This is a genomic window from Leifsonia sp. Root4 (assembly GCF_001425085.1).
Classification (GTDB): domain Bacteria; phylum Actinomycetota; class Actinomycetes; order Actinomycetales; family Microbacteriaceae; genus Microterricola.
This window is the reverse complement of record NZ_LMDN01000002.1, coordinates 363,885-384,775: the sequence shown is the minus strand read 5'-3', so window position 1 is coordinate 384,775 and position 20,891 is coordinate 363,885. Positions and strand designations below refer to the sequence as shown.

Sequence of the window (20,891 nt, the reverse complement as noted above, 5' to 3'; positions counted from 1 at the left end):
CACTCACCATCACGCAAACGAGGTACTCATGCCAGAGCAAGCCACTACCCAGCACAGCGACGTCAAGCGGCCTCCCGCCGATCTGGCCATCGTCGGGGGCTATGTCGTGCCCGTCGTCGGAGACGCCATCGCGTGGGGCACCGTGCTCGTCCGCGACGGCGTGATCGTCGCCGTCGGGTCAGACGTCGCCGTGCCGGCTGACGTGCCTGTGATCGAGGCGCGCGGCCGCTGGGTGCTGCCCGGGTTCATCGACGCACACAGTCACATCGGTGTGCACGAGGAGGGCAACGGCTGGGCCGGTGCGGACGGCAGCGAGCTGAGCGGACCGAACATGGCCGGTGTGCGGGCGCTGGACGCCATCAACATCGAGGACATCGCATTCACCGAGGCGCTGGCGGGAGGAGTCACGGCCGCCGTGGTCAAGCCGGGCTCCGGCAACCCGATCGGCGGCCAGACGGTGGCCATCAAGACCGGCGGCGGCGGCAGCGTCGACGCGCAGGTGATCCGCCACGCGGTGAGCGTGAAATCCGCCCTGGGTGAGAACCCGAAGCAGGTCTACGGCGACCGCAAGCAGCTCCCGAGCACCCGCATGGGCATCGCCCTCGTCATCCGCCAGGCGCTCCTGGACGCCCAGGACTACGTCGCCAGGCGTGACCGCGCCGCCGCCGACGGCACAGTTTTCGCTCGCGACCTGGCGAAGGACGCCCTCGCCCAGGTGCTGAGCGGCGAACTGCTCTGGGATCAGCACGTACACCGCCACGACGACATCGCCACAGCGCTGCGGCTGGCGGACGAATTCGGACTGAAGCTCGTCTTGAACCACGGCACCGAGGCGCACAAGCATGCGGCAGAGCTGGCCGCGCGCGACATTCCCGTGATTTACGGGCCGATCCTCTCGAGCCGTTCGAAGGTCGAGGTGCGCGAGGCATCCGTCGACAACCTCGTCACCCTCGCCGCGGCCGGAGTGCGGGTCGCATTGACCACCGACCATCCCGTGGTGCCGATGGGGCAGCTCAATCTGCAGGCCGCGGTCGCCGTGCGCGCCGGGCTGCCCTGGCAGACGGCGATCGAGGCGATGACGGTGCGCGCGGCCGAGATCGCGCGCATCGACGACAGGGTCGGCACGCTCGCACCGGGGCTGGACGCCGACATCGTGCTGTGGTCCGGCGACCCGCTCGACGTGCAGTCGCGGGTGGAACGCGTGTACATCGGCGGCCGCGAGGTCTACTCGGAGCGGGCCGCACGATGAGCCTGCGCGCGGATGCGGCGGCCATGCTGCCCGAATTGATCGCGCTGCGGCGCGGGCTGCACGCTGCTCCGGAGGTGGGATTCGAGTTGCCGCTGACGCAGGCCGCCGTGCTTGAGGCCATCGACGGGCTCGGACTCGAGGTCACCCTCGGCCGCTCGTTGAGCTCGGTCACCGCCGTGCTGCGCGGCGCGATGCCCGGCCCGAACGTCGTGCTGCGGGCCGATATGGACGCGCTGGCAATAACCGAGGAGACCGGGCTCGACTTCGCCTCGGTGAACGGAGCGATGCACGCCTGCGGGCACGATCTGCACGTGGCCGGCCTGGTCGGCGCCGCGCGACTGCTCGCGGCCCGGCAGGAGCAGATCTCCGGCTCCGTCACCTTCATGTTCCAGCCAGGAGAGGAGGCCGGAGGCGGGGCCCCGTTGATGCTCGCCGAAGGCGTGCTCGATGCCGCGGGGCAGCGTGCTGTTGCCGGATACGGCATCCACGTTCTGCCGGGAGTGCCCGGCGTCTTCTCGACCAAGGCCGGTCCGTTGATGGGCGGAGCCAACGTTCTGCGTGTCAGCGTGCACGGGGTCGGCGGGCATGGGTCCCGCCCGCACCAGGCCGTCGACCCCGTCCCCGTGCTGGCCGAGATCATCCTTGCACTGCAGAGCTGGGTCACCCGGCGCTTCGACGTCTTTGATCCGATCGTGCTCTCGGTGACAAAGCTCGCAGCAAGCGAGATCCTCAACGTCATCCCCGACACGGCGAGCTTCGCCGCCACCGTGCGCACCCTCTCTGCCGCCTCGGTCGCGAAGGTGCAGGACGAATTGCCCACCCTCGTCCAGCACATCGCCGCTGCGCACGGATGCCGCGCAGAGCTCGACTTCGAGGTGGTCTACCCGGTCACCGTCAACTCACCAGACGAGACCGCCGCCGCCCTCGCAGTGCTCGGCAGCATCTTCGGCGATGACCGCGTCGAGACCCTCCCTGCGCCCGTGATGGCCTCGGAGGACTTCTCATTCGTGTTGGAGCAGGTGCCTGGTGCCTTCATATTCCTCGGAGCGACCCCGGCGGAAATCGATCCGACCGCAGCCGAGATGAATCACTCGCCGCGTGCCGTCTTCGACGACGAGGTGCTCGCCGACCAGGCCGCGGCCCTCGCGGCCCTCGCTCTCAGGCACGTCGGCTGAGCCGGTCAGTGTCCGGGGGTGCGGTGGCGCACGAGCGCGCGGCGGCCGAGCTCGACATCCCCGGAGCGGATCGCCTCGACGAGGTCACGGTGCGCCGCGAGGCGCTCCTCACTGTTCGCCCGGAAGCCCGGGACGTCCAGTGATGCCGTGATCGGCTCTTCAGCGCCTTCGCTCTCGATGTAATCGACGAGATTCAGGTAGAAGGTGCGCAGCACGGCGTTCGGCGAGATCTCGGCGATGCGTCGGTGCAACCGCCAGTTGCAGTGCAATCCCTCGATCGGGTCGTGCCACACCGCGGCGAGCTCCGTCATCAATGCGTCGAGGGCAGCGAGATCGGCATCGCTGCGGTTCAGGACGGCGTCGTGGACGACCGCCTCGTCGAGAGCGTCGAGCACGCCGACGACCTCGTTGACGGTCGCGCCGTCCTCACGCAGCTGCAGAACGCTATGAGCCAGGCGGATCAGCGGGGACTGGTTGGCGACGAAGATGCCTCCGCCCGGCCCGGGGCGCACTTCGATGACGCCGCGACCGCGGAGTACGCGCATGGCCTCGCCGAGTGTCGCCGGCGCGACCCCGAACTGCTCGTAGAGGTCTTGCTTCGTGCCGATGCGGTGGCCGGCCGGGAGGCGGTCCCTGCTGATGATGGCTTCGATCTCGGCCACGACACCGTCAGCGACCGACTGGGAGGGGCGTCGCTTCTGGAAGGTCGCCGTCGACGTCGTGCTGCGTGGTGTGTTCATTGCCAGGGATACCCTGCCGTTCTCTCGTAAGTGTGTGAGGCGACCCGCCCTCGCATCCTCACATCCTAGGGAGCCAGTGGTCATTTAGCGGAGCGAGTCGACGGGGTTTTCGGTATTGCCATAATTCATTGTAACCATTACATTGATCTCAGCGTTAGCACCGAGGAGAGGAAATCCATTGACGGAACAGACCGGCGGCGATCTTTTGGCCGAATCCCTGATCGAACAGGGAGTGAGCCAGATCTTCGGAATCCCCGGGGTTCAGCTCGACGGGGCGGCGGACGCCTTGTACTCGCGTGCGGACCGGATCGCGTTCACCTGCGCTCGCAACGAACAGGCGACCACCTACATGGCCGACGGCTACGCGCGCAGCACCGGCGAGGTCGGAGTGGCCATGGTCGTTCCCGGCCCCGGCGTTCTGAATGCGCTCTCCGGCATGGCCACCGCCTACTCCGCGAACTCGCCCGTGCTGCTGCTCGCCGGCCAGATCGACTCGAAGGCCATCGGCAAGGGGCTCGGCGCGCTGCACGAGATCCCCGACCAGACAGGGATGCTCGAGCGGATCACCAAGTGGACGGGCACGGCCCGCTCGGCTGCGGAGGTCCCCGGCCTCGTCGCCGAGGCGTTCAGCCAGCTGCGCAGCGGTCGCCCGCGGCCGGTCGCGCTCGAGGTTCCGCCGGACGTGCTCTCGGCCACAGCGGAAGCTCTGATCCCGGCGCGCGTCGCCCCCGCGCCGCTGATTCCTGCTGCATCCGACATCGATGCCGCTGCCCACATGCTGACCGCCGCCAAGCGGCCCATGATCGTGGTTGGCGGCGGCGTCATCGCCGCCAATGCCTCGGCCGAGCTGCTCGCCCTCGCGGAGGCGCTCGAGGCGCCCGTGTTGATGGGGGAGAACGGCCGCGGCGCGATCGACGCCCGCCACCGGCTCGCGTTCGACGCCCTGGCGTTGCGCGCATTCCGCGGTGACGCCGACCTGGTGCTGGCCGTCGGCACGCGCTTCGTCTCGACGTTCGGCACCCAGGTCAATACCAACGGGGCCCCCGTCATCCTGCTGAACGCCGAAGAGGCTGATCTGCACGGTCCACGGGAGGCCGCTGTGCGGATTCATGCGGATGCCGCGCTCGGCCTCGCCGCGATTGCGAATCAGATCGGACGGCCGGCCCGCGAGAGCCGCGGTACAGAGTTCGCCGCCGTGCGCGTCTGGCTCGAGGAGCAATTCGCCGACCTCGCCCCGCAGCGCGAGTACCTCGGCGCGATCCGCGGTGCCCTGCCAGACGACGGCGTCTTCGTGAGCGAATTCACCCAGGTCGGCTACGCGGCCAGCGCGCTGTACCCCGCCTACCAGCCACGCACCTACATCGGCCCCGGCTACCAGGGCACCCTCGGCTATGGCTTCGCCACCGCGCTCGGCGTGAAGGCGGCCGATCCGAACCGCGCGGTCGTCTCGGTGAACGGCGACGGCGGATTCTCCTGGACGCTGCAGGAGCTCTCCACTGCGAAGCGCTACGGAATCGGGCTCGTCACGATCGTGTTCCACGACGGTTTCTACGGGAATGTGCGCCGTATCCAGAAGAACCGCTACGACGCCAGGTACTTCGCCAGCGATCTCACCAACCCCGATTACCAGCAGCTGGCCGGAGCATTCGGCATCGCCTCGGCCCGCGCCTTCAACCCGGCCCAGCTGGCCGACGTGCTGGCAGACGCGATCCCGGCGAACGAGCCCATTCTGATCGAGGTACCCGTCGGTGAGTTCCCTTCGCCGTGGCACCTGATCCACGAGGGAATCCCGAGCCCCGCGCCTCTCGCCCCCGATGCGCACGTCGTCTCCGAAGCGGATTGGGCGTGATCGCCGTGAACCGGCAGGCCATCGTCGGTCACTACATCGGCGGCGTCTGGCAGGAGACGGCGGGCCGCGAGATCATCGAGGTCGACAATCCAGCCGACGGCTCGCTCGTCGGCGCCACCGTGGCCGGCAACGCACAGGACGTGGACGCGGCCGTGCATGCGGCTCGAGCCGCATTCCCGACGTGGGCGGCGACGGCACTGACCGAGCGGATCGCCATCGTTGAGGCGCTCTCGGCGGGCATCGCGAACCACCGCGAGCGACTGGCCGCGGTGTTGACGGCAGAGATGGGCTCGCCCATCGCCTTCGCCCGCGCGGCCCAAGTGGGCGTGGCCATTGCCGATCTTGAGGCTCTGGTCGCCGCGGCGCGCAGTCACGACGCCCGGCGCCCCGTGTCCAACTCCCTCGTTGTCACCGAGCCGGTCGGCGTCGTGGCCGCGATCACGCCATGGAACTTCCCCCTGCACCAGATCGCACTCAAGCTGGGTGGCGCGCTGCTGGCCGGATGCACCATCGTGTTGAAGCCGAGCGAGATTGCTCCGCTCAACGCCGCGGTGCTCGCCGAGATCGTAGACGGAATGGGCCTGCCGGCCGGCGTCGTCAATATCGTCTTCGGCAACGGGCTCGGTGTCGGGGAGCCGCTCGTTCGGCACCCGGAGGTCGACATGGTCACCTTCACCGGTTCCCGCGCGGTCGGAGAGCGCATCGCCGTGCTCGCCGCTGCCGACATCAAGAAGGTCGCCCTCGAGCTCGGCGGCAAGTCCGCAGCGATCGTGCTGCCCGATGCCTCCATCGACGAGTCCGTCGCCGGCGTGCTGCGATCCTGCTTCGCCAACGCCGGGCAGACCTGCGCTGCGCTGACACGGGTGCTCGTGCCGACAGCGATGCTCGACGCGTGGCAGCGCGCCGCCGTCGACGCGACTGCGGGCTGGGCCCCGGGCGACCCCGCCGTGGAGTCGACCGTCACCGGCCCGCTGGCCTCGATGCTGCAGCAACAGAGGGTGCGCGCGCACATCGCCGACGCGCTCGAGGACGGCGCCGAGCTGCTCACCGGTGGGGTGGATTGGCCAGAGGGCCATGCCCAGGGCGCCTTCGTTGCGCCGACAATTTTTGCGGGGGTCACCCCGTCGATGCGTCTGTTCCGCGAGGAGGTCTTCGGGCCGGTTCTCGCTGTGACGGGATACGACACCGAGGACGACGCCATCCGGCTCGCGAACGACAGCGAATACGGACTCTCGGGGGGTGTGTGGTCGGGCGATCCCCGGCGCGCACTGGAGGTGGCACTGCGCCTGCGCACGGGAACCGTTGGCATCAACGGCGCAGGGCTTGATGTCGGTGCGCCGTTCGGCGGCTACAAGCGGTCTGGCATCGGCCGCGAGGGTGGTGTGATGGGTTTCGAGGAATTTCTCGAGGTGAAATCTGTCATGGGAGCGGCTTCGCTGGGCTGAGCGGCGACAACGAAACACACTCGTTACACAATCGACTTCTGCCTAACAAGAATATTCATAATAATCATTAGCAGCATCGGCGCGGACATGCGCCGCCAATCGAGAGGAACACCATGAAACGGAGCATCGTCGCTGTCGTTCTGGGGGTGACAGCCGTCGCTCTCACTGGTTGTACCGGCGCGGGAGCAAGCGGCGCCGCTGGCGATTCCCTCGCCTTCGCGATCAGTTCTGACCCGGGTGCAATCAATCCAATCACCAATGCCACGCAGGCCGGTGAAGAGATTGCCTCATTCGGGTACGAATCGCTGCTCGCCTTCCCGCCGGGGGAGCCGGCAGTCGGCCTTCTCGCCGAGAGCTGGGAGGAGTCTCCGACCGAGGTCGTCTTCACGCTCAAGGACGGGATCACCTGCACGGACGGGTCCGCTCTGACGGCGAGCGACGTCAAGGCGACGTTCGACTACGCCGCGGCGGAAGAGACGGGGTCGCCATACAAAGGCGTGTACTTCCCGGCATCCGGGTTGACGATCGAAGCGGACGACGCCGCGGGGACCATCGCCTTCACGAGCGATCAGCCGCAGAGCTTTCTCAGCCAGACCATCGGCGCTCTGTCGATCGTCTGTGCTTCCGGGCTCGCCGACCCATCGAAACTGAACGACCAGCAGTTCGGCACCGGTGCATATGTGCTCGAGACGTCCTCGCCCGGTCAGAGCTACTCGTTCACGCTGCGCGACGACTACACCTGGGGCGCGAACGGGGTCACCTCGGAGACCGAGGGTCTTCCCACGAGCGTCGACGTGCAGGTCGTCGGCACCGATTCCACACAGGCCAATCTCCTCCAATCCGGCGAGATTCAGCTGGCCACGGTGGGCGGTGCGGAACGGGATCGATTGAACACCGAGGACTTCACCACAACCATCGACGTTCCGTTGCGCCCCGGCCTGATCTTCTTCAACCAGGCGGAGGGCCGCCCAGGCCACGACCTAGCCGTGCGTGAAGGCATTGCCGCCGCAACGGACCGCGACGCGGTCGGGAAGGTCTCGTCGTCCGGCCGAGGCGAGCAAATCGTCAGCCTGGTCTCGTCGTTCGGGGCCGCCTGTACGACGATGGACAGCTCGGCGTCTATTCCTGCCTACGATCTCGACGCCGCCGCTGCGGCACTGGACGGCGCAGGCTGGACAGTCGGCGCAGACGGCTACCGGGTGAAGGACGGGAAGAAGCTTACGATGCTGATGCTCTACCCGGCCAAGGAGAGCCAGGGCGTCACCGCCGCGATTGAGCTGCTGCAGAGCGAGCTGAAGAAGATCGGTGTCGACGCCGTCCCGACCCCGTCGGCGTCATACACCGACGTGATCTTCCAGGGCGGAGACTGGGACATGGTCTGGGCTCCGATCTACACGAGCCTGCCGAGCGACTGGCAGGGGATTCTCTCCGGCGAGTTCCCGCCGAACGGCGGGAACTGGACCTACAACAGCAACGAGGAATACTTCGCTCTTGCTGCAGAGGCACAGACGATCGCCGGCGACGCGAGCTGCGACGCGTGGCAGGCAGCTCAGGACTCTCTGTTCTCGAACCTCGAGGTGCTGCCGGTCTACTCGTCCACGTCGACGATGTACGGAGCCGGACTGGAGTTCTCGCTCTCCAAGACGATCGTCTCGCCGACCACCTTCCGGCTGACAAAGTAGCGGAATGACACTTCCGCTCACCGTCCAACCGGACACCGTGGTGGTGGCCCCCTCCGGGGGCCGCCACCGCAACCGGTGGCTAACATTCTTCCTGCGACGGATCTGGCGCATGCTCGTCGCTCTGTTCGTCATCGTCAGCGCCGCCTTCCTCGTGCTCCGCATGGCCGGTGGAGACCCCGTCCGCTCTGCGCTCGGGGCGACGGCCGACGAGGCCGTTGTGCAGGCCCGACGCGAGCAACTCGGTCTGAACGACCCGATCATCGTGCAGTTCTGGAACTACCTCACCGGTATCTTCCGCGGCGATCTCGGCGTTTCCCTCATCACCGGGCGCTCCGTCACCGAACTGGTCGAGCACCGCCTCCCGGCCACCCTCGAGCTCGCCGGCCTGGCGTTCCTGGTCGTCCTGCTCGTCGCGGTGCCGCTGGGCCTCGCGGTCGCGATCCTCACGCAGGGCGGCCGTCGACGGGACACCGAGCTCGCGTTCACCGGCATCACGGGATTCTTCGCCGCTGTCCCGGAGTATCTGCTCGCGGTCGCACTCGTCGTGATCTTCGCCATCACGGTGCCGATCTTCCCGGTTGCCGGTAACAGCAGTGCGGCCTCCTATGTATTGCCCGTACTCGCACTGGCCATCGGGTCGTCGGCGGCGTTGTCGCGCATCGCGCGCGTCGAGGCTCTCAACTCCCTCTCTGAGGATTACGTGCGTACCGCGCGGTCCAAGCGCCTGCCCGGCTGGATGATCTACTTCCGGCACGCACTGCCCAACATGCTCACCGCGACACTCACCCTCGGCGGCACGCTGCTGGCAACGATGATCGCGGGAAGCGTGCTCGTGGAACAGGTGTTCAACTGGCCCGGCCTCGGCACAGCTTTCGTGCAGGCGATTGTGACCAAGGACTACGGCATCGTGCAAGGCCTGGCGATCGTCTACGCCGTGATCATCCTCGTCGTCAACCTCGTTGTCGACCTCGTTCTCTCTGTGCTCGACCGACGCACCACACTTCTGGACACCGCATGACGAAACGCCGTTCTTCCACGTTCTTCCGATCGCCGATGGCGATCGCGTCGCTCACGATCGTCGCACTGTTCATCGTGCTCGCGATCGTCGCCCCGATCCTCTGGGGCGAGCAGGCGTCAACCCCGAACCCCGATGCGCTGCTGCAGCCGCCGAGCCCCGAGCATCCGCTCGGCACTGACAGCCTTGGCCGGGACTTGCTGCTTCGCACACTCGTCGCAACGAGAACCTCCCTGGGGATGGCCCTCATCGCCACTCTGATCGGAGCCGTCGCCGGTCTCGCCATTGGCGCGTTGCCCGTCGTGCTCGGGCCTCGCGCGCAGAGATGGTTTGCCAGCGTCATCAACACCTGGCTCGCATTCCCGGTGCTCCTCGTCGCCATGCTCACCGTGATCCTGCTCGGCGCAGGATCCACGACTGCCATCATCGCCCTCGCCCTGACCATGACGCCCTCCTTCGCCCGACTCGCCCAGACGCTGGCTTCCCGCGTCGGCGGATCGGAGTATCTGGCCGCTGCTCGGATGCTCGGAATCTCCCGCTCCCGCCAGTTCACGCGCTACATCATGCCGAATATTGCTGAACCGGTCATCGTGAACGTCACGATCTCCATCGGTGGCGGGCTGCTCGCACTCTCCAGCCTCAGCTTCCTTGGTGTCGGAATTCAGCCACCGGAATATGACTGGGGTCGCATGCTGAGCGAGGGCTTCGAGCAGGTCTACAGCATGCCGACCGCGGTCGTCGGGCCCGGCGTTGCCGTCGTTGTGGCCGGCATCACGTTCGGAATGCTGGGTGAGGCACTCGCAGGCCACATGCGTAACCACGGCGGTGGTCGCGTGATGTCTCGGCGCAAGCTCGGCGCGCCGCCGCGCGTCGAAGGCGTCGCGGCCGTTGAAGCGCCGACGAGCGCATCGAAGCCACTGCTCACCGTCGACGGATTGTCCGTCGCGTTCCCCGGCGAGCACGGGTGGATCCGCCCGGTGCAGGATGTGAGCTTCTCGATCGCCCCCGGTGAGATCGTCGGCGTCGTCGGTGAATCGGGCAGCGGCAAGAGCGTGACAATGATGGCCGTGGCTCAGCTCGCCGCGTCGGGTGCCGGCGTCACCGCGCGCACGCTGAACTTCGACGGGCAGGACCTGCTCGAGTTGGCGCCCGCGGAGCTTCGCAAGACGCTGACGACGTCGATCGGTGTCGTATTCCAGGACTCCCTGACGGCGCTGAACCCGGCGAAGAGGGTCGGCAGCCAGCTCGCCGAAATTCCCCGTGTGCACGCCAACGCCTCCGGTCGCTCAGCGAACGAGCAAGCGGTCGCCGCGCTCGCCGACGTCAGCATCCCCGACCCGGAGCGGCGGGCGAAACAATTCCCGCACGAGTTCTCCGGCGGAATGCGTCAGCGCACCCTCATCGCCATGGCTCAGATCGGCAAGCCCTCGCTCATCATCGCCGACGAGCCAACGACAGCGCTTGACGTCACGGTGCAGCAACGTGTGCTCGCCCTGCTGCGCCGCGAATGCAAACAGACCGGGGCGGCCGCCATCGTCGTCTCGCATGACATCGCGGTCCTCGCCGAGCTCTGCCAGCGCATCCTCGTGATGTATGCGGGCCGGATCGTCGAGGACGTCGACGTTCGGCTGCTCGCCGACCCCGAGAAGCTCGCCCATCCATACACGCGCGCGCTGGCGGCATCGCTGCCCGATCTCGAGACCGATCTGACGAAACCGTTGGCGACGATCGCCGGCGAGCCGCCGGACCTCTCGCTCCCTCTCGTCGGATGCGGCTTCGCCGCGCGGTGCGCATTCGCGACTGAGCGCTGTCGCAGCGAGGCGCCGCCGATGCTGGAGCATCGGCATGGCGGTCGCATTGCCTGCTGGCACCCTCAGGATGTCGCCGAGAGCGGCGACACCGGCGGAGCACCAGACCGCCGCGAATCGGAAGGAGCGTTGGTCTGATGGCCGAGCTCACAGTTGACAACCTCGTCGTGACCTTCGGCCACGGGTCCAGCGCATTCAATGCTGTTGATGGCGTCTCGCTCGCGGTTCCGCACGGCACAATCGTTGGGCTGGTCGGGGAGTCCGGCTCCGGCAAGTCGACCGTCGCCCGCACGATCGCGGGGCTGCAGAAGGCGTCATCCGGAACCGTGCTGCTCGACGGGGAGGACCTGTTGGCCTCCCGCGGCGTCGATCGGCGTCGCCGGGCCACGCAGGTACAGATGATCTTCCAAGACCCGTACTCATCGTTGAACCCCCGGATGACGATCGGCGATGCGATCGACGAAGTGCTGCTCACTCACACCGACGCCGGCAGCGCCGCGCGCCGGGCCTCCGTGATGGAGCTGCTCGATCTCGTGCGCCTGAAGGCAAACGCCATCGACCAGTACCCCAGCCAGATGTCGGGCGGCATGCGCCAGCGCGTTGCGATCGCCCGCGCACTCGCAGTGCGACCCAAGCTCATCGTGGCCGACGAGATCACCTCGGCGCTGGACGCATCGGTGCAGGGTTCTGTGCTCAACCTCATCCGTGATCTACAGCGCGAGCTGCAGCTGTCGATGCTGTTCATCACTCACAATCTGGCCGCCGTGCGCTACATCGCCGATACGACGGCCGTCATGAGCAATGGGCGCATCGTCGAGCACGGCCCATCGGCGGAGCTGGTGGCGAACCCGCAGCACCCGTACACGCAGACCCTCATCGAGGCGATCCCTCGCATCGAGAACGCGGGTGGCGACCGTCTGTTGCAGAGCTTGGGCGCATGAGATGACAGCGAAAGCGACAGCGATGAGCGGCCTCGTCGACGAGGCCGCCACGCTGCTTCCCGCACTTGTGCGGCTGCGGCGCGAGATCCACTCCGACCCTGAACTCGGTCTGGAGCTTCCCCGCACCCAGGCCAGAATCCTTGACGCGCTCGCGCCACTCGAACTTGAGATCACGCTCGGTTCGGCGCTCGGCTCGGTCGCCGCCGTATTGAGAGGAGGAGGTCAAGGGCCGACCGTGCTTCTGCGCGGCGACATGGACGCTCTGCCGATGCGGGAGCGGACCGGCCTCGACTATGCGGCGGATGCCGACGTCATGCACGCCTGCGGGCACGACCTGCACGTCGCGGGTCTGGTCGGTGCAGCCCAGCTTCTGCATGCGCACCGACATGAGCTCGCCGGCGACGTGCTGTTCATGTTCCAGCCGGGTGAGGAGGTTGGCGACGGCGCGGCAATGATGATCGAGGAAGGCCTGCTGCTCCTGAGCGGGAGTGTCCCCGTCGCCGCGTACGGCATCCACGTGGTGCCCGGCGAGTACGGCATCTTCTCGACCAGACCGGGGCCGATCATGGCAGGGTCGCTCGAGCTGGGGGTCACCGTCCTCGGCCGCGGCGGCCATGCCTCCGCGCCGCATCTGACCGTTGACCCGGTTCCCGTCGTCGCCGAACTCGTGACGGCCATGCAGGCCTTCGTGACCCGTCGCTTCGACGTCTTCGACCCCGTCGTGCTCACGGTCACGCAGCTGAGGGCTGGCGGCGCTGCGCGCAACATCGTCGCAGACACCGCCACGCTCGGCGCCTCGATCAGAGTGCTGTCGGCAGCGGCGCAGCAGAAGGTGCAGTCCGAGTTGCCGCGCCTGGTCTCCGAGATCGCCGCAGCACACGGCTGCACGGCCGAGGTCGAGTTGAGCCTGTTGTGCCCGGCGACGGTCAATGACGAGGCCACGACGGCCGGGGTGTTCGAGGTGCTGCGCGACACATTCGGCGAGGAACGCGTCTGGCTGACCCCCAACCCGGTCATGGGCTCAGAGGACTTCTCGTACGTTCTGGAGCAGGTGCCGGGTACCTATATGTTCCTGCGTGCCTCGCCGCCAGATGCCGACCTCTCCTCGATCGCACCGAATCACTCGCCGGATGTCGTCTTCGACGACGCCGTGCTGGCCGACCAGGCGGCCGCGCTGGCGCAGCTGGCCATGGCCCGCCTGCGGCCGGCCGAGTAGCCGCGAGCGGCAACGCGAAAGCCGCGATCCCCGAGCGGGGATCGCGGCTTTCGCGTTGTGGAGACCGGCGCGTCAGCGCGTGGCGGTGGCGTCGGCGTAGAAGGCGTCGAGGTCACGTTTCATACGCACGATCTCGCCCTCGTCGACAAACGTCATGTGCCCGGACTCGTAGAACGAGAAGCGCACGTTCTCCCGCAGGGCAGGGGCAAGGTAGAGGTGGGAGATGTCGAACTCGGCGCCGAAGAACGGCGTGGCCAGGTCGTAGTAGCCACCCATCACGTACACCTTGAGGTTGGTGTTGCGGCGCAGGGCGGCGGAGAGATCGATCGACACGTCCGGCACCGGCGACGGAGCGTCGATGCCCGGAGCCTTGTGGTACCAGTTCCAGGCGCGTGAGATCGGCATGTTGTAGAGGTGGCGGTAGTGCAGCTCGCTCGTGAAGCCGATGTCACTCACCAGGTGCTCGCGGAACGTGGAGAGATGCGCGCTGTTCACACCGGCCGTTGCCGCGTCGTCGGTAGCTGGGTCGTGTGAGCCGTTGCCGACGACGTACTGGTGGTCGGCGGTGAAGCGGGTGTCGAAGCGGCCGATGACGCGGCCCTCGTCGGCCAGCAGCGCGTAGCGGTACTGCTCCATTCCGATGCGGAAGCGGTTCTTCAGGAGCATCTCTTCATCGAGCCCGATGTAGGCGCTGAGCTGCGCGGCGACGAGCTGCTCTTTGTCGGACGTGAGTCGGTCGCCGCGTTGCAGCGCCTCGGCGAACGGGCCTTGGGCGAAGTCGCGTACCTCATCGAGGAAGGCCTCGAGCGATGTCGCATCGGTGCGCGCGCGGCCGTGGTACCAGGCGCTGGCCGCGAACGACGGCAGCATGTTGATGAAGCCCTGATCGGCCCCCAGGTGGTTCTCGCCCCAGTTGAGCATCGTCGAGAGCAGAACAACACCGTTGAAGTCGAGGCCCTGGTTCTGCAACTTGTGCACGAGGGCCGCGGCGCGCGTGGTGCCGTAGGACTCGCCGAAGAGGAATCGCGGGGCATTCCAGTTGTTGGTGATCGTCAGGTACCGGGTGATCGCCCTGGCGAAGGCATCGACATCCTGGTCGACGCCCCACAGCTCGTCCGGTGTGGCGTCGCCGATCAGGCGGGAGTAACCGGTGCCCGGAGCGTCGATGAAGACGAGGTCGCTCTGCGCAAGCAGGCTGTGCGGGTTGTCGCCGACCACGTACGGTGCGGGGGGAGTGGCCTCGGGGGTGCGTGTGGGTGCCCGCTTGGGGCCGAACCCGCCGATGTTCAGCCAGAGGCTGGCCGAACCCGGCCCGCCGTTGAAGAAGAAGGTGACGGGGCGGCGGGGCTCGCCCTCGCGGCGCTCGGCGACGTACGAGATGTAGAAGACACTGGCGAGCGGGCGGTGCTCGTCGTCGCGCACGATCACGGTGCCTGCACCGGCCCGATAGTCGACGGTGCGCCCGCCGAGGACGATGCTCTGGGCAGAGCTCGTGAACGTCTCGGAGTCGGGGGCGGGGGGCTGCTCCGCCGAATGCGCGGCGCTGGAGTCGTTCACAAAGGGATCCGTTCGCTCGAGCGGTCGGTCCGACCGCGGCTAATACTGTTAATCAATATAATGGATTCCCGCTCGGCTGTGTCCTGCTTTTCCCGCGGCCCGAGAAAAGTGCAGGGGCCCGGGATATATCCCGGGCCCCTGCACGGTGTGCGGGCCCGCACCGATCGAATGGCGAACCGTGCGAGCGTGTCGGCGACTAGAGCGTGTGGCCGAGCTTGAAGTCGCCGTCTTCCTTGCGGGTGTAGGAGAAGCCGTCGGCGCCGACGGTCACCTCCATCTCGGAGTCGTCGGTGCGTGTCACGAGCGGCTGCGGCTGCCCGTCCAGGTCGAGCACGAGCGATGCGTCGGTGTACCAGCTCGGCACTACCGGGTTGCCCCACCAGTCACGGCGCTGGTTGTCGTGCACGTCCCAGGTGACGACGGGGTTGTCGGGGTCGCCCGTGTAGTAGTCCTGCGTGTAGATCTCGACGCGGTGGCCGTCCGGGTCGCGCAGGTACAGGTAGAACGCGTTCGAGACGCCGTGGCGGCCCGGGCCGCGCTCGATCGTGTCCGACTTGCGGAGGGCCCCCAGCTTGTCGCAGATCGCGATGATGTTGTGCTTCTCGTGCGTGGCGAAGGCGACGTGGTGCATGCGCGGGCCGTCGCCGCCGGTCATGGCCGTGTCGTGCACGGTGGGCTTGCGGCGCATCCATGCGGCGTAGGTGGTGCCCGCCTCGTCCTGGATGTCCTCCGTGACGCGGAAGCCGAGGTCCTCCATGTAAGCGACCGCGCGGGGCACGTCCGGCGTGACCTGGTTGAAGTGGTCGAGACGCACGAGGCAGCCCGGTGTCTGAAGGTGGTACGCCCACGCCAGACGCTCGACGTGCTCGACGTCGTGGAAGAACTCGTAGGGGAAGCCCAGCGGGTCTTCGACGCGCACGGAGTCGCCGATGCCCTTGGTGTAGCCGGCGGTGTTGCGCTCGACGCGGCATCCGAGCTCGGTGTAGAAGGCGACGGCCCGGTCGAGGTCTTCCGGCGTGCGCACCCGGTAGCTGAAGGCGGCGACGGCCGCGACGGGGCCCTGGCGCAGCACGAGGTTGTGGTGGATGAACTCCTCGAAGCTGCGCAGGTAGATCGTGGTCGCATCTTCCTCGGTGACGACGAGGCCGAGCACGTCGACGTAGAACTCACGCGAGGCGGCGAGGTCGGTGACGACGATCTCCATGTAGGCGCAGCGCAGGATGTCGGGGGCGGGAGAAGTGGGCGTTGGCACGCGGTTTACCGGTGCGGGGATCGGGCTGGAATCGGTGATGACGGGTTCGGTCATGGTGGTGCTTTCTCTTCCTTGAGCTGAATCTGCGAGTCGAAATCTGGGGTGGACGGATGCCGGGAGCGCCGGCTAACGGCCGCCGGTGCCGAAGCGCGGCGAGTGCGCCTCGTTCAGGGTGATGTGCACGGCCTGCTGGTCGGTGTAGAAGTCAATCGAGCGGTACCCGCCCTCGTGACCGAGACCGGAGGCCTTGACGCCGCCGAACGGGGTGCGGAGGTCGCGCACGTTGTTCGAGTTCAGCCACACCATGCCGGCCTCGACCTGCTGCGAGAAGTTGTGCGCGCGCTTGAGGTTGTTCGTCCAGATGTACGCGGCCAACCCGTAGCGGGTGTTGTTGGCGAGCTCGAGCGCCTCCTCGTCGCTGTCGAATGGCGTGATGGCGACGACGGGTCCGAAGATCTCCTCCTGGAAGATGCGGGCATCCGGCGACACATCGGCGAAGACGGTCGGCGCGACGTAGTTGCCGGTCGGCAGCCCGTCCGGGCGCCCTCCGCCGGCCACGAGGCGAGCCTCGGTCTTGCCGATCTCGACGTAGCTCATGACCTTCTCGTAGTGCTCGGGGTGCACGAGCGCGCCGACCTCGGTCTTCGGGTCGTGCGGGTCGCCGACGACGATGGCCTTCGCGCGGGCCGCGTAGCGGGCGACGAAGTCGTCGTAGATCGAGCGCTCGACGAGCACGCGGCTGCCGGCGGTGCAGCGCTCGCCGTTCAGCGAGAACACGCCGAACACGGTGGCGTCCAGGGCCGCCTCGAGGTCGGCGTCGGCGAAGACGACGGCGGGGGACTTGCCGCCGAGCTCCATCGAGAGCCCCTTGAGGAACGGGGCGGCGTTGCCGAAGATGATCTGGCCGGTGCGGCTCTCGCCGGTGAAGGAGATCAGCGGAACGTCGGGGTGCTTGACGAGCGCGTCGCCCGCCTCCTCGCCGAGGCCGTTGACGAGGTTGAACACGCCGTCCGGCACGCCGGCCTCGCGGAAGATCTCCGCCCAGAGGCTGGCGGAGAGCGGTGTGAACTCGGCCGGCTTCAGCACGACCGTGTTGCCGGTTGCCAGCGCGGGTGCGAGCTTCCACGACTCGAGCATGAACGGCGTGTTCCACGGGGTGATCAGGCCGGCGACGCCGATCGGCTTGCGGTTGACGTAGTTCACCTGGCGGCCGGGGACCTTGTAGGTGTCGTCGCTCTGGGCCACGATGAGGTCCGCGAAGAAGCGGAAGTTCTCCGCGGCGCGCTGTGCCTGACCGAGCGCCTGGGTGATCGGCAGGCCGGTGTCGAAGGTCTCCAGCTCGGCGAGACGCTGATCGCGGGCCTCGATGAGGTCGGCGACCGTGTGCAGGATCCGCGAGCGCTGGCGTGGCAGCATCCGAGGCCACGGGCCGCTGTCGAATGCGCGCTTGGCGGCGGCGACGGCCAGGTCGATGTCGGCCTTCTGGCCGGCGGCTGCCTGGACGTAGCTCTCGTTCGACACGGGGTCGAGCACGTCGAAGGTCTCGCCGCCGACCGAGTCGACGAACTGCCCGTCGATGAAGTGCTGGATCGAAGCGGGCAGGTTCTCGGGAATGTAGTGACTCATGGTTTCTCAAATCTCCGTTGCTGAGGCCGTGGTCTGGCGCGGTTCTGGTCGTTTGTGTTCTGCCTGGTAGGCGAGCATCGCGTCGAGGGTGGCTGTGCGGTGGGCCCTGGCGGTGAGCTCGATCTCGATGGGGGCGGCATCCGATTCGAGAAGTCTGAGGATTCCCTCGTGCTCCTCCACCGATGCCCTCGCTCGGCCCGGTACGAAACTGAAGCTGGAGTCACGCAGAACGTTCATCCGGTTCCAGCCGCGGTGCACCAGCTCGAGGATGTGCGGGTTGGGGCATTCCTCGAACAGGACCGAGTGGAACTCGAGGTTGAGGGCGGTGAAGTTGTGCGGGTCGAAGTCGTCGAGGCAGGCGATCATGCGCTCGTTGATGGCGCGTGCCCGCGCAATGTGCTCCGGCGTGATGAACGGGGCGGAGAGCGCGGTCGCAGCGCCCTCGACGATGCTGAGCGTCTGCATGGTGTGCAGGTACTCGGTCTCCTTGATCATGGCGACCTGGGCGCCGACGTTCCGTTCGAAGGTGACGAGGCCCTCGGCCTCGAGCAGGCGGATCGCCTCGCGCACCGGCACAACGCTGACGTCGAGCTCCTTGGCGATCTGGCCGAGCACCAGTCGGAAGCCGGGAACGTAACGGCCGTCATTGATGCGCTCGCGGATGTAGCGGTAGGAGCGCTGGGCCTTGCTCAGCGTGGTGTCCTCGCTCGTCGGCTCGGCTGTCACGGCGGTCATCGGGGGCCCTCCCATTCGTCGTAGCGTGCCTTCCAGGCGGCGTTCATGGGGAACAACCCGTCGACGGCGGCGCCGCTCGCGACCTGCTCGGCCACGTAGGCGTCCTGACGTTCCTGTTCGAGCGCCTCGGCCACGACCTCGTGCACGAGCTGCGGAGGGATCACGATGACGCCGTCGCCGTCGCCGACGATCACGTCGCCAGGCTGCACGGCCGCACCGCCGCATGCGATGGTCACATCCACCTCCCACGGCACGTGCCGGCGCCCGAGCACGCTGGGGTGCGCGCCCTGCGAGAAGACGGGGATGTCGAAACCGGCGACGACGTCGAAGTCGCGCACGCCGCCATCGGTGACGATGCCCGCCGCACCGCGCACCTGGGCGCGAAGGGCCAGCACGTCGCCGACGGTGCCGGTGCCGCGCTCGCCGCGGGCCTCGATCACGAGCACCTCTCCGGCCTCGACGGTGTCGAATGCGAGCTTCTGGGCGTTGAAGCCGCCGCCGTGACTGGCGAAGAGATCGGGGCGGAACGGGATGAAGCGCAGCGTCTTCGCGCGCCCGAGCAGCCGTGCGCCCGGGTGGTTGGACGAGACGCCCTCGATGAAGATGTCGTGGTAGCCGCGCTTGCGCAGGGCGACGGAGAGGGTGGCAACGGCGACCGCGTTGATCTGCCGGGTGAGCTCGTCGCTGAGCTCGAAGGCGGATGCCGCCTCCAGCGCGCTGGCGCGTCCGGCCGCGACGGCCGCGGCGTGCTCGTCCTCGCTGCCCCACGCCTCGATCCGCTGCAGATCGTCGACGGTCGGCGTGCTGCCGAAGTCACCGAACGCCGCCCGGCCCTCGGTGATCGTGGTGACGAGTCGGCCGGTGCTCGGAGTGCCTGCGGCATCCGGTGCGTCGACCTCGACCTCGACGACATCGCCCGGCAGCACCACGGAGGAGCCGGCCGGCGTTCCGGTGAGGATGACGTCTCCCGGCTCGAGGGTGAGCAGCTGGGAGAGGTCGGCGACGAGCTGGCCGAAGGGGAAGAGCAGCTCGGCTGTCGTGTCGTTCTGCACGAGAGCGCCGTTGACCCAGGTGCGCACGCGCAGTCCGGCGGGGTCGACGGCGGCGGCCGGGATGACGCGCGGGCCGAGCGGAGTGAAACCGTCGCCGCCCTTGGAGCGGAGGTTCGAGCCCTTGTCGGCCGTGCGGAGATCGTAGATGCCGAAGTCGTTGGCGGCGGTCACGCCCGAGATGGCCGCCCACCCCTCGGCGGGGGAGACGCGCCGGGTGCGCCGGCCGATGATGATCGCGATCTCGCCCTCGAAGGCGAGGAGTTCGGCGCCGGCGGGGCGCTCAAGGGTGTCGCCCGATGCGGCGAGGGAGCTGGCCGGCTTGAGGAAATATGAGGGCTTGGCCGGAACGCGACCGCGCTGCGCCGCCCTGGACGGGTAGTTCAGGTGCACGGCGATGATCTTGCCGGGCGTTCCTGGGATTCCCTCCGTGGTGGCGGGCGTGGCCTCGGCCGGTCGGCTCGTGAGATCTGCGTTCATGGACATCCTCGTCGTCTACGTTATTCCAAATGATATACGATCTGGCGGTCGATGCAAGCCCCGTGTCGCCGAGCGCTCGCCGCGGCGGGGATGTTACGTGGAATTCACGAATCGTTCGCACAACGTTCACCGCATGGATAAGGTAATGGCAACGCAAACATTACTGAAGGAGCGCGGACGCGAATGATCACTGCCCCCACCGTCGGAGTGTCGATGTGAGCGGAACCGTCCTGCTCATCGTTCTCGCAGCCGCACTCTTGCACGGCATCTGGAATGCCATCGCCAAGGCGATTCCGGCTCGGCTGGTGTCGTCGGCGTTGATCGGCTTGGTCTATCTGGTCGTCGGAGCGATCGGCTGTGTCGTGTTGCCGTTCCCCCCGGCGGAGGTCTGGCCGTACATTCTCGTGTCGGCCGCCGTACAGACGCTGTACCTCGTGTTGCTGACGGCGGCGTATGCGAAGTCGGAGTTCGGCCGTACCTATCCGCTCACCCGCGGCATCGCCGTGCTCGGCGTGACACTGTTCTCGACGACGCTGCTCGGCGAGCAGATGACGCCGGCACAGCTCGGCGGTGTCGCCGTCGTCGCCGCATCGTTGTTCGCGCTGTCATGGTCGCCGCGTGGCAAGGGTGGGGGAGGGACCTGGATGGCCGTCGCGGTCGGCGTCACGATCACCGCCTACTCGGTGATCGACGGCATGGGTGTCCGGCTCTCGGGCGAACCGCTCGGCTACGCGGCGTGGCTCTTCCTACTGCAGGGGGTGAGCATCCCGATCGTCTGCTTCCTGCTCTCGCGTGACCGCGCCGAGATGCTGCGCGGCATGCGCAGGCATGCGCCGATGGGAGCCATCGGCGGCATCCTCTCGCTCGTCGCCTACACGATCGTTGTGTGGGCGCAGACGCTTGCACCGCTGGCCGTCGTCTCGGCGCTGCGGGAGACCGGCGTGCTCGCCGCCGGTGTGATCGGCTATCTCGTCTTCCGTGAACGGTTCAGCCCGTGGCGGCTGACCGCGACCGTGGTCGCGGTCAGCGGAATCGTCGCGATCCGGTTGGGCGGGTGATGGCCCCCGCGCAC

Annotated in this window: 16 protein-coding genes; 10 read left to right on the top strand and 6 right to left on the bottom strand. The window is 67.7% G+C overall.

What is annotated here, in order from left to right; all coding sequences use genetic code 11:
• Positions 1 to 28: 28 nt before the first annotated feature.
• Both ASC66_RS07925 and ASC66_RS07920 read left to right on the top strand, forming a co-directional pair.
• Positions 29 to 1,249, top strand: a complete 1,221-nt coding sequence (locus ASC66_RS07925; RefSeq protein WP_055837346.1) for an amidohydrolase — start codon at positions 29 to 31, stop codon at positions 1,247 to 1,249.
• A complete protein-coding gene (locus ASC66_RS07920; RefSeq protein ID WP_055837344.1) occupies positions 1,246 to 2,424 on the top strand; it encodes a M20 metallopeptidase family protein in 1,179 nt (392 codons plus the stop codon). Before ASC66_RS07925 ends, ASC66_RS07920 begins: the two co-directional genes overlap by 4 nt.
• A gap of 5 nt (positions 2,425 to 2,429) precedes the next feature.
• Here the strand turns inward: ASC66_RS07920 and ASC66_RS07915 are convergent, their stop codons facing one another.
• Positions 2,430 to 3,164: a FadR/GntR family transcriptional regulator gene (locus tag ASC66_RS07915; RefSeq protein WP_055837341.1), complete on the bottom strand. Its 735-nt coding sequence runs from the start codon at positions 3,162 to 3,164 to the stop codon at positions 2,430 to 2,432.
• Between the two features lie 178 nt (positions 3,165 to 3,342).
• Here ASC66_RS07915 and ASC66_RS07910 point away from each other — a divergent pair, with 178 nt between their 5' ends.
• The 7 genes from ASC66_RS07910 (at position 3,343) to ASC66_RS07880 (ending at position 13,120) form a co-directional block, all read left to right on the top strand.
• The gene (locus tag ASC66_RS07910; RefSeq protein ID WP_082492141.1) at positions 3,343 to 5,013 is read left to right on the top strand and encodes a thiamine pyrophosphate-dependent enzyme; all 1,671 of its coding nucleotides are present in this window, start codon (positions 3,343 to 3,345) and stop codon (positions 5,011 to 5,013) included.
• Complete coding sequence (locus ASC66_RS07905) at positions 5,010 to 6,458, top strand: aldehyde dehydrogenase family protein (protein WP_235496768.1); 1,449 nt, start codon at positions 5,010 to 5,012, stop codon at positions 6,456 to 6,458. Before ASC66_RS07910 ends, ASC66_RS07905 begins: the two co-directional genes overlap by 4 nt.
• Positions 6,459 to 6,571: 113 nt before the next feature.
• Entirely contained in the window at positions 6,572 to 8,140 is a 1,569-nt protein-coding gene (locus ASC66_RS07900; protein ID WP_055837340.1) for an ABC transporter substrate-binding protein, read from the top strand.
• A gap of 4 nt (positions 8,141 to 8,144) precedes the next feature.
• Positions 8,145 to 9,158 carry an ABC transporter permease gene (locus ASC66_RS07895; RefSeq protein WP_082492140.1) on the top strand — a complete coding sequence of 338 codons (1,014 nt, stop codon included), beginning with the start codon at positions 8,145 to 8,147 and terminating at the stop codon, positions 9,156 to 9,158.
• Complete coding sequence (locus ASC66_RS07890; RefSeq protein ID WP_055837337.1) at positions 9,155 to 11,101, top strand: dipeptide/oligopeptide/nickel ABC transporter permease/ATP-binding protein; 1,947 nt, start codon at positions 9,155 to 9,157, stop codon at positions 11,099 to 11,101. The genes ASC66_RS07895 and ASC66_RS07890 overlap by 4 nt, the downstream gene beginning before the upstream one ends.
• Positions 11,101 to 11,904 carry an ABC transporter ATP-binding protein gene (locus ASC66_RS07885; RefSeq protein WP_055837334.1) on the top strand — a complete coding sequence of 268 codons (804 nt, stop codon included), beginning with the start codon at positions 11,101 to 11,103 and terminating at the stop codon, positions 11,902 to 11,904. Before ASC66_RS07890 ends, ASC66_RS07885 begins: the two co-directional genes overlap by 1 nt.
• A gap of 1 nt (position 11,905) precedes the next feature.
• Positions 11,906 to 13,120 carry a M20 metallopeptidase family protein gene (locus tag ASC66_RS07880; RefSeq protein WP_055837331.1) on the top strand — a complete coding sequence of 405 codons (1,215 nt, stop codon included), beginning with the start codon at positions 11,906 to 11,908 and terminating at the stop codon, positions 13,118 to 13,120.
• Positions 13,121 to 13,192: 72 nt separating this feature from the next.
• Here the strand turns inward: ASC66_RS07880 and ASC66_RS07875 are convergent, their stop codons facing one another.
• From ASC66_RS07875 to ASC66_RS07855, 5 genes are all read right to left on the bottom strand, one after another.
• Entirely contained in the window at positions 13,193 to 14,677 is a 1,485-nt protein-coding gene (locus ASC66_RS07875; RefSeq protein WP_055837330.1) for a S10 family peptidase, read from the bottom strand.
• A 196-nt stretch (positions 14,678 to 14,873) separates the two neighbouring features.
• Positions 14,874 to 15,983, bottom strand: coding sequence for a 3,4-dihydroxyphenylacetate 2,3-dioxygenase (hpaD, locus tag ASC66_RS07870; protein ID WP_055837327.1), 1,110 nt, complete (start codon positions 15,981 to 15,983; stop codon positions 14,874 to 14,876).
• A 72-nt stretch (positions 15,984 to 16,055) separates the two neighbouring features.
• On the bottom strand, positions 16,056 to 17,555 hold the full coding sequence (gene hpaE / locus ASC66_RS07865; protein WP_055837324.1) for a 5-carboxymethyl-2-hydroxymuconate semialdehyde dehydrogenase: 1,500 nt from the start codon (positions 17,553 to 17,555) through the stop codon (positions 16,056 to 16,058).
• 6 nt (positions 17,556 to 17,561) lie between these two features.
• A complete protein-coding gene (locus ASC66_RS07860; protein WP_055837320.1) occupies positions 17,562 to 18,290 on the bottom strand; it encodes a GntR family transcriptional regulator in 729 nt (242 codons plus the stop codon).
• Positions 18,287 to 19,819 carry a fumarylacetoacetate hydrolase family protein gene (locus tag ASC66_RS07855; protein ID WP_055837317.1) on the bottom strand — a complete coding sequence of 511 codons (1,533 nt, stop codon included), beginning with the start codon at positions 19,817 to 19,819 and terminating at the stop codon, positions 18,287 to 18,289. Before ASC66_RS07855 ends, ASC66_RS07860 begins: the two co-directional genes overlap by 4 nt.
• Positions 19,820 to 20,034: 215 nt before the next feature.
• Here ASC66_RS07855 and ASC66_RS07850 point away from each other — a divergent pair, with 215 nt between their 5' ends.
• Positions 20,035 to 20,877 (top strand): EamA family transporter, encoded by an 843-nt coding sequence (locus tag ASC66_RS07850; protein WP_235496766.1) that lies wholly within the window; start codon positions 20,035 to 20,037, stop codon positions 20,875 to 20,877.
• The last annotated feature ends 14 nt before the right edge of the window (positions 20,878 to 20,891 follow it).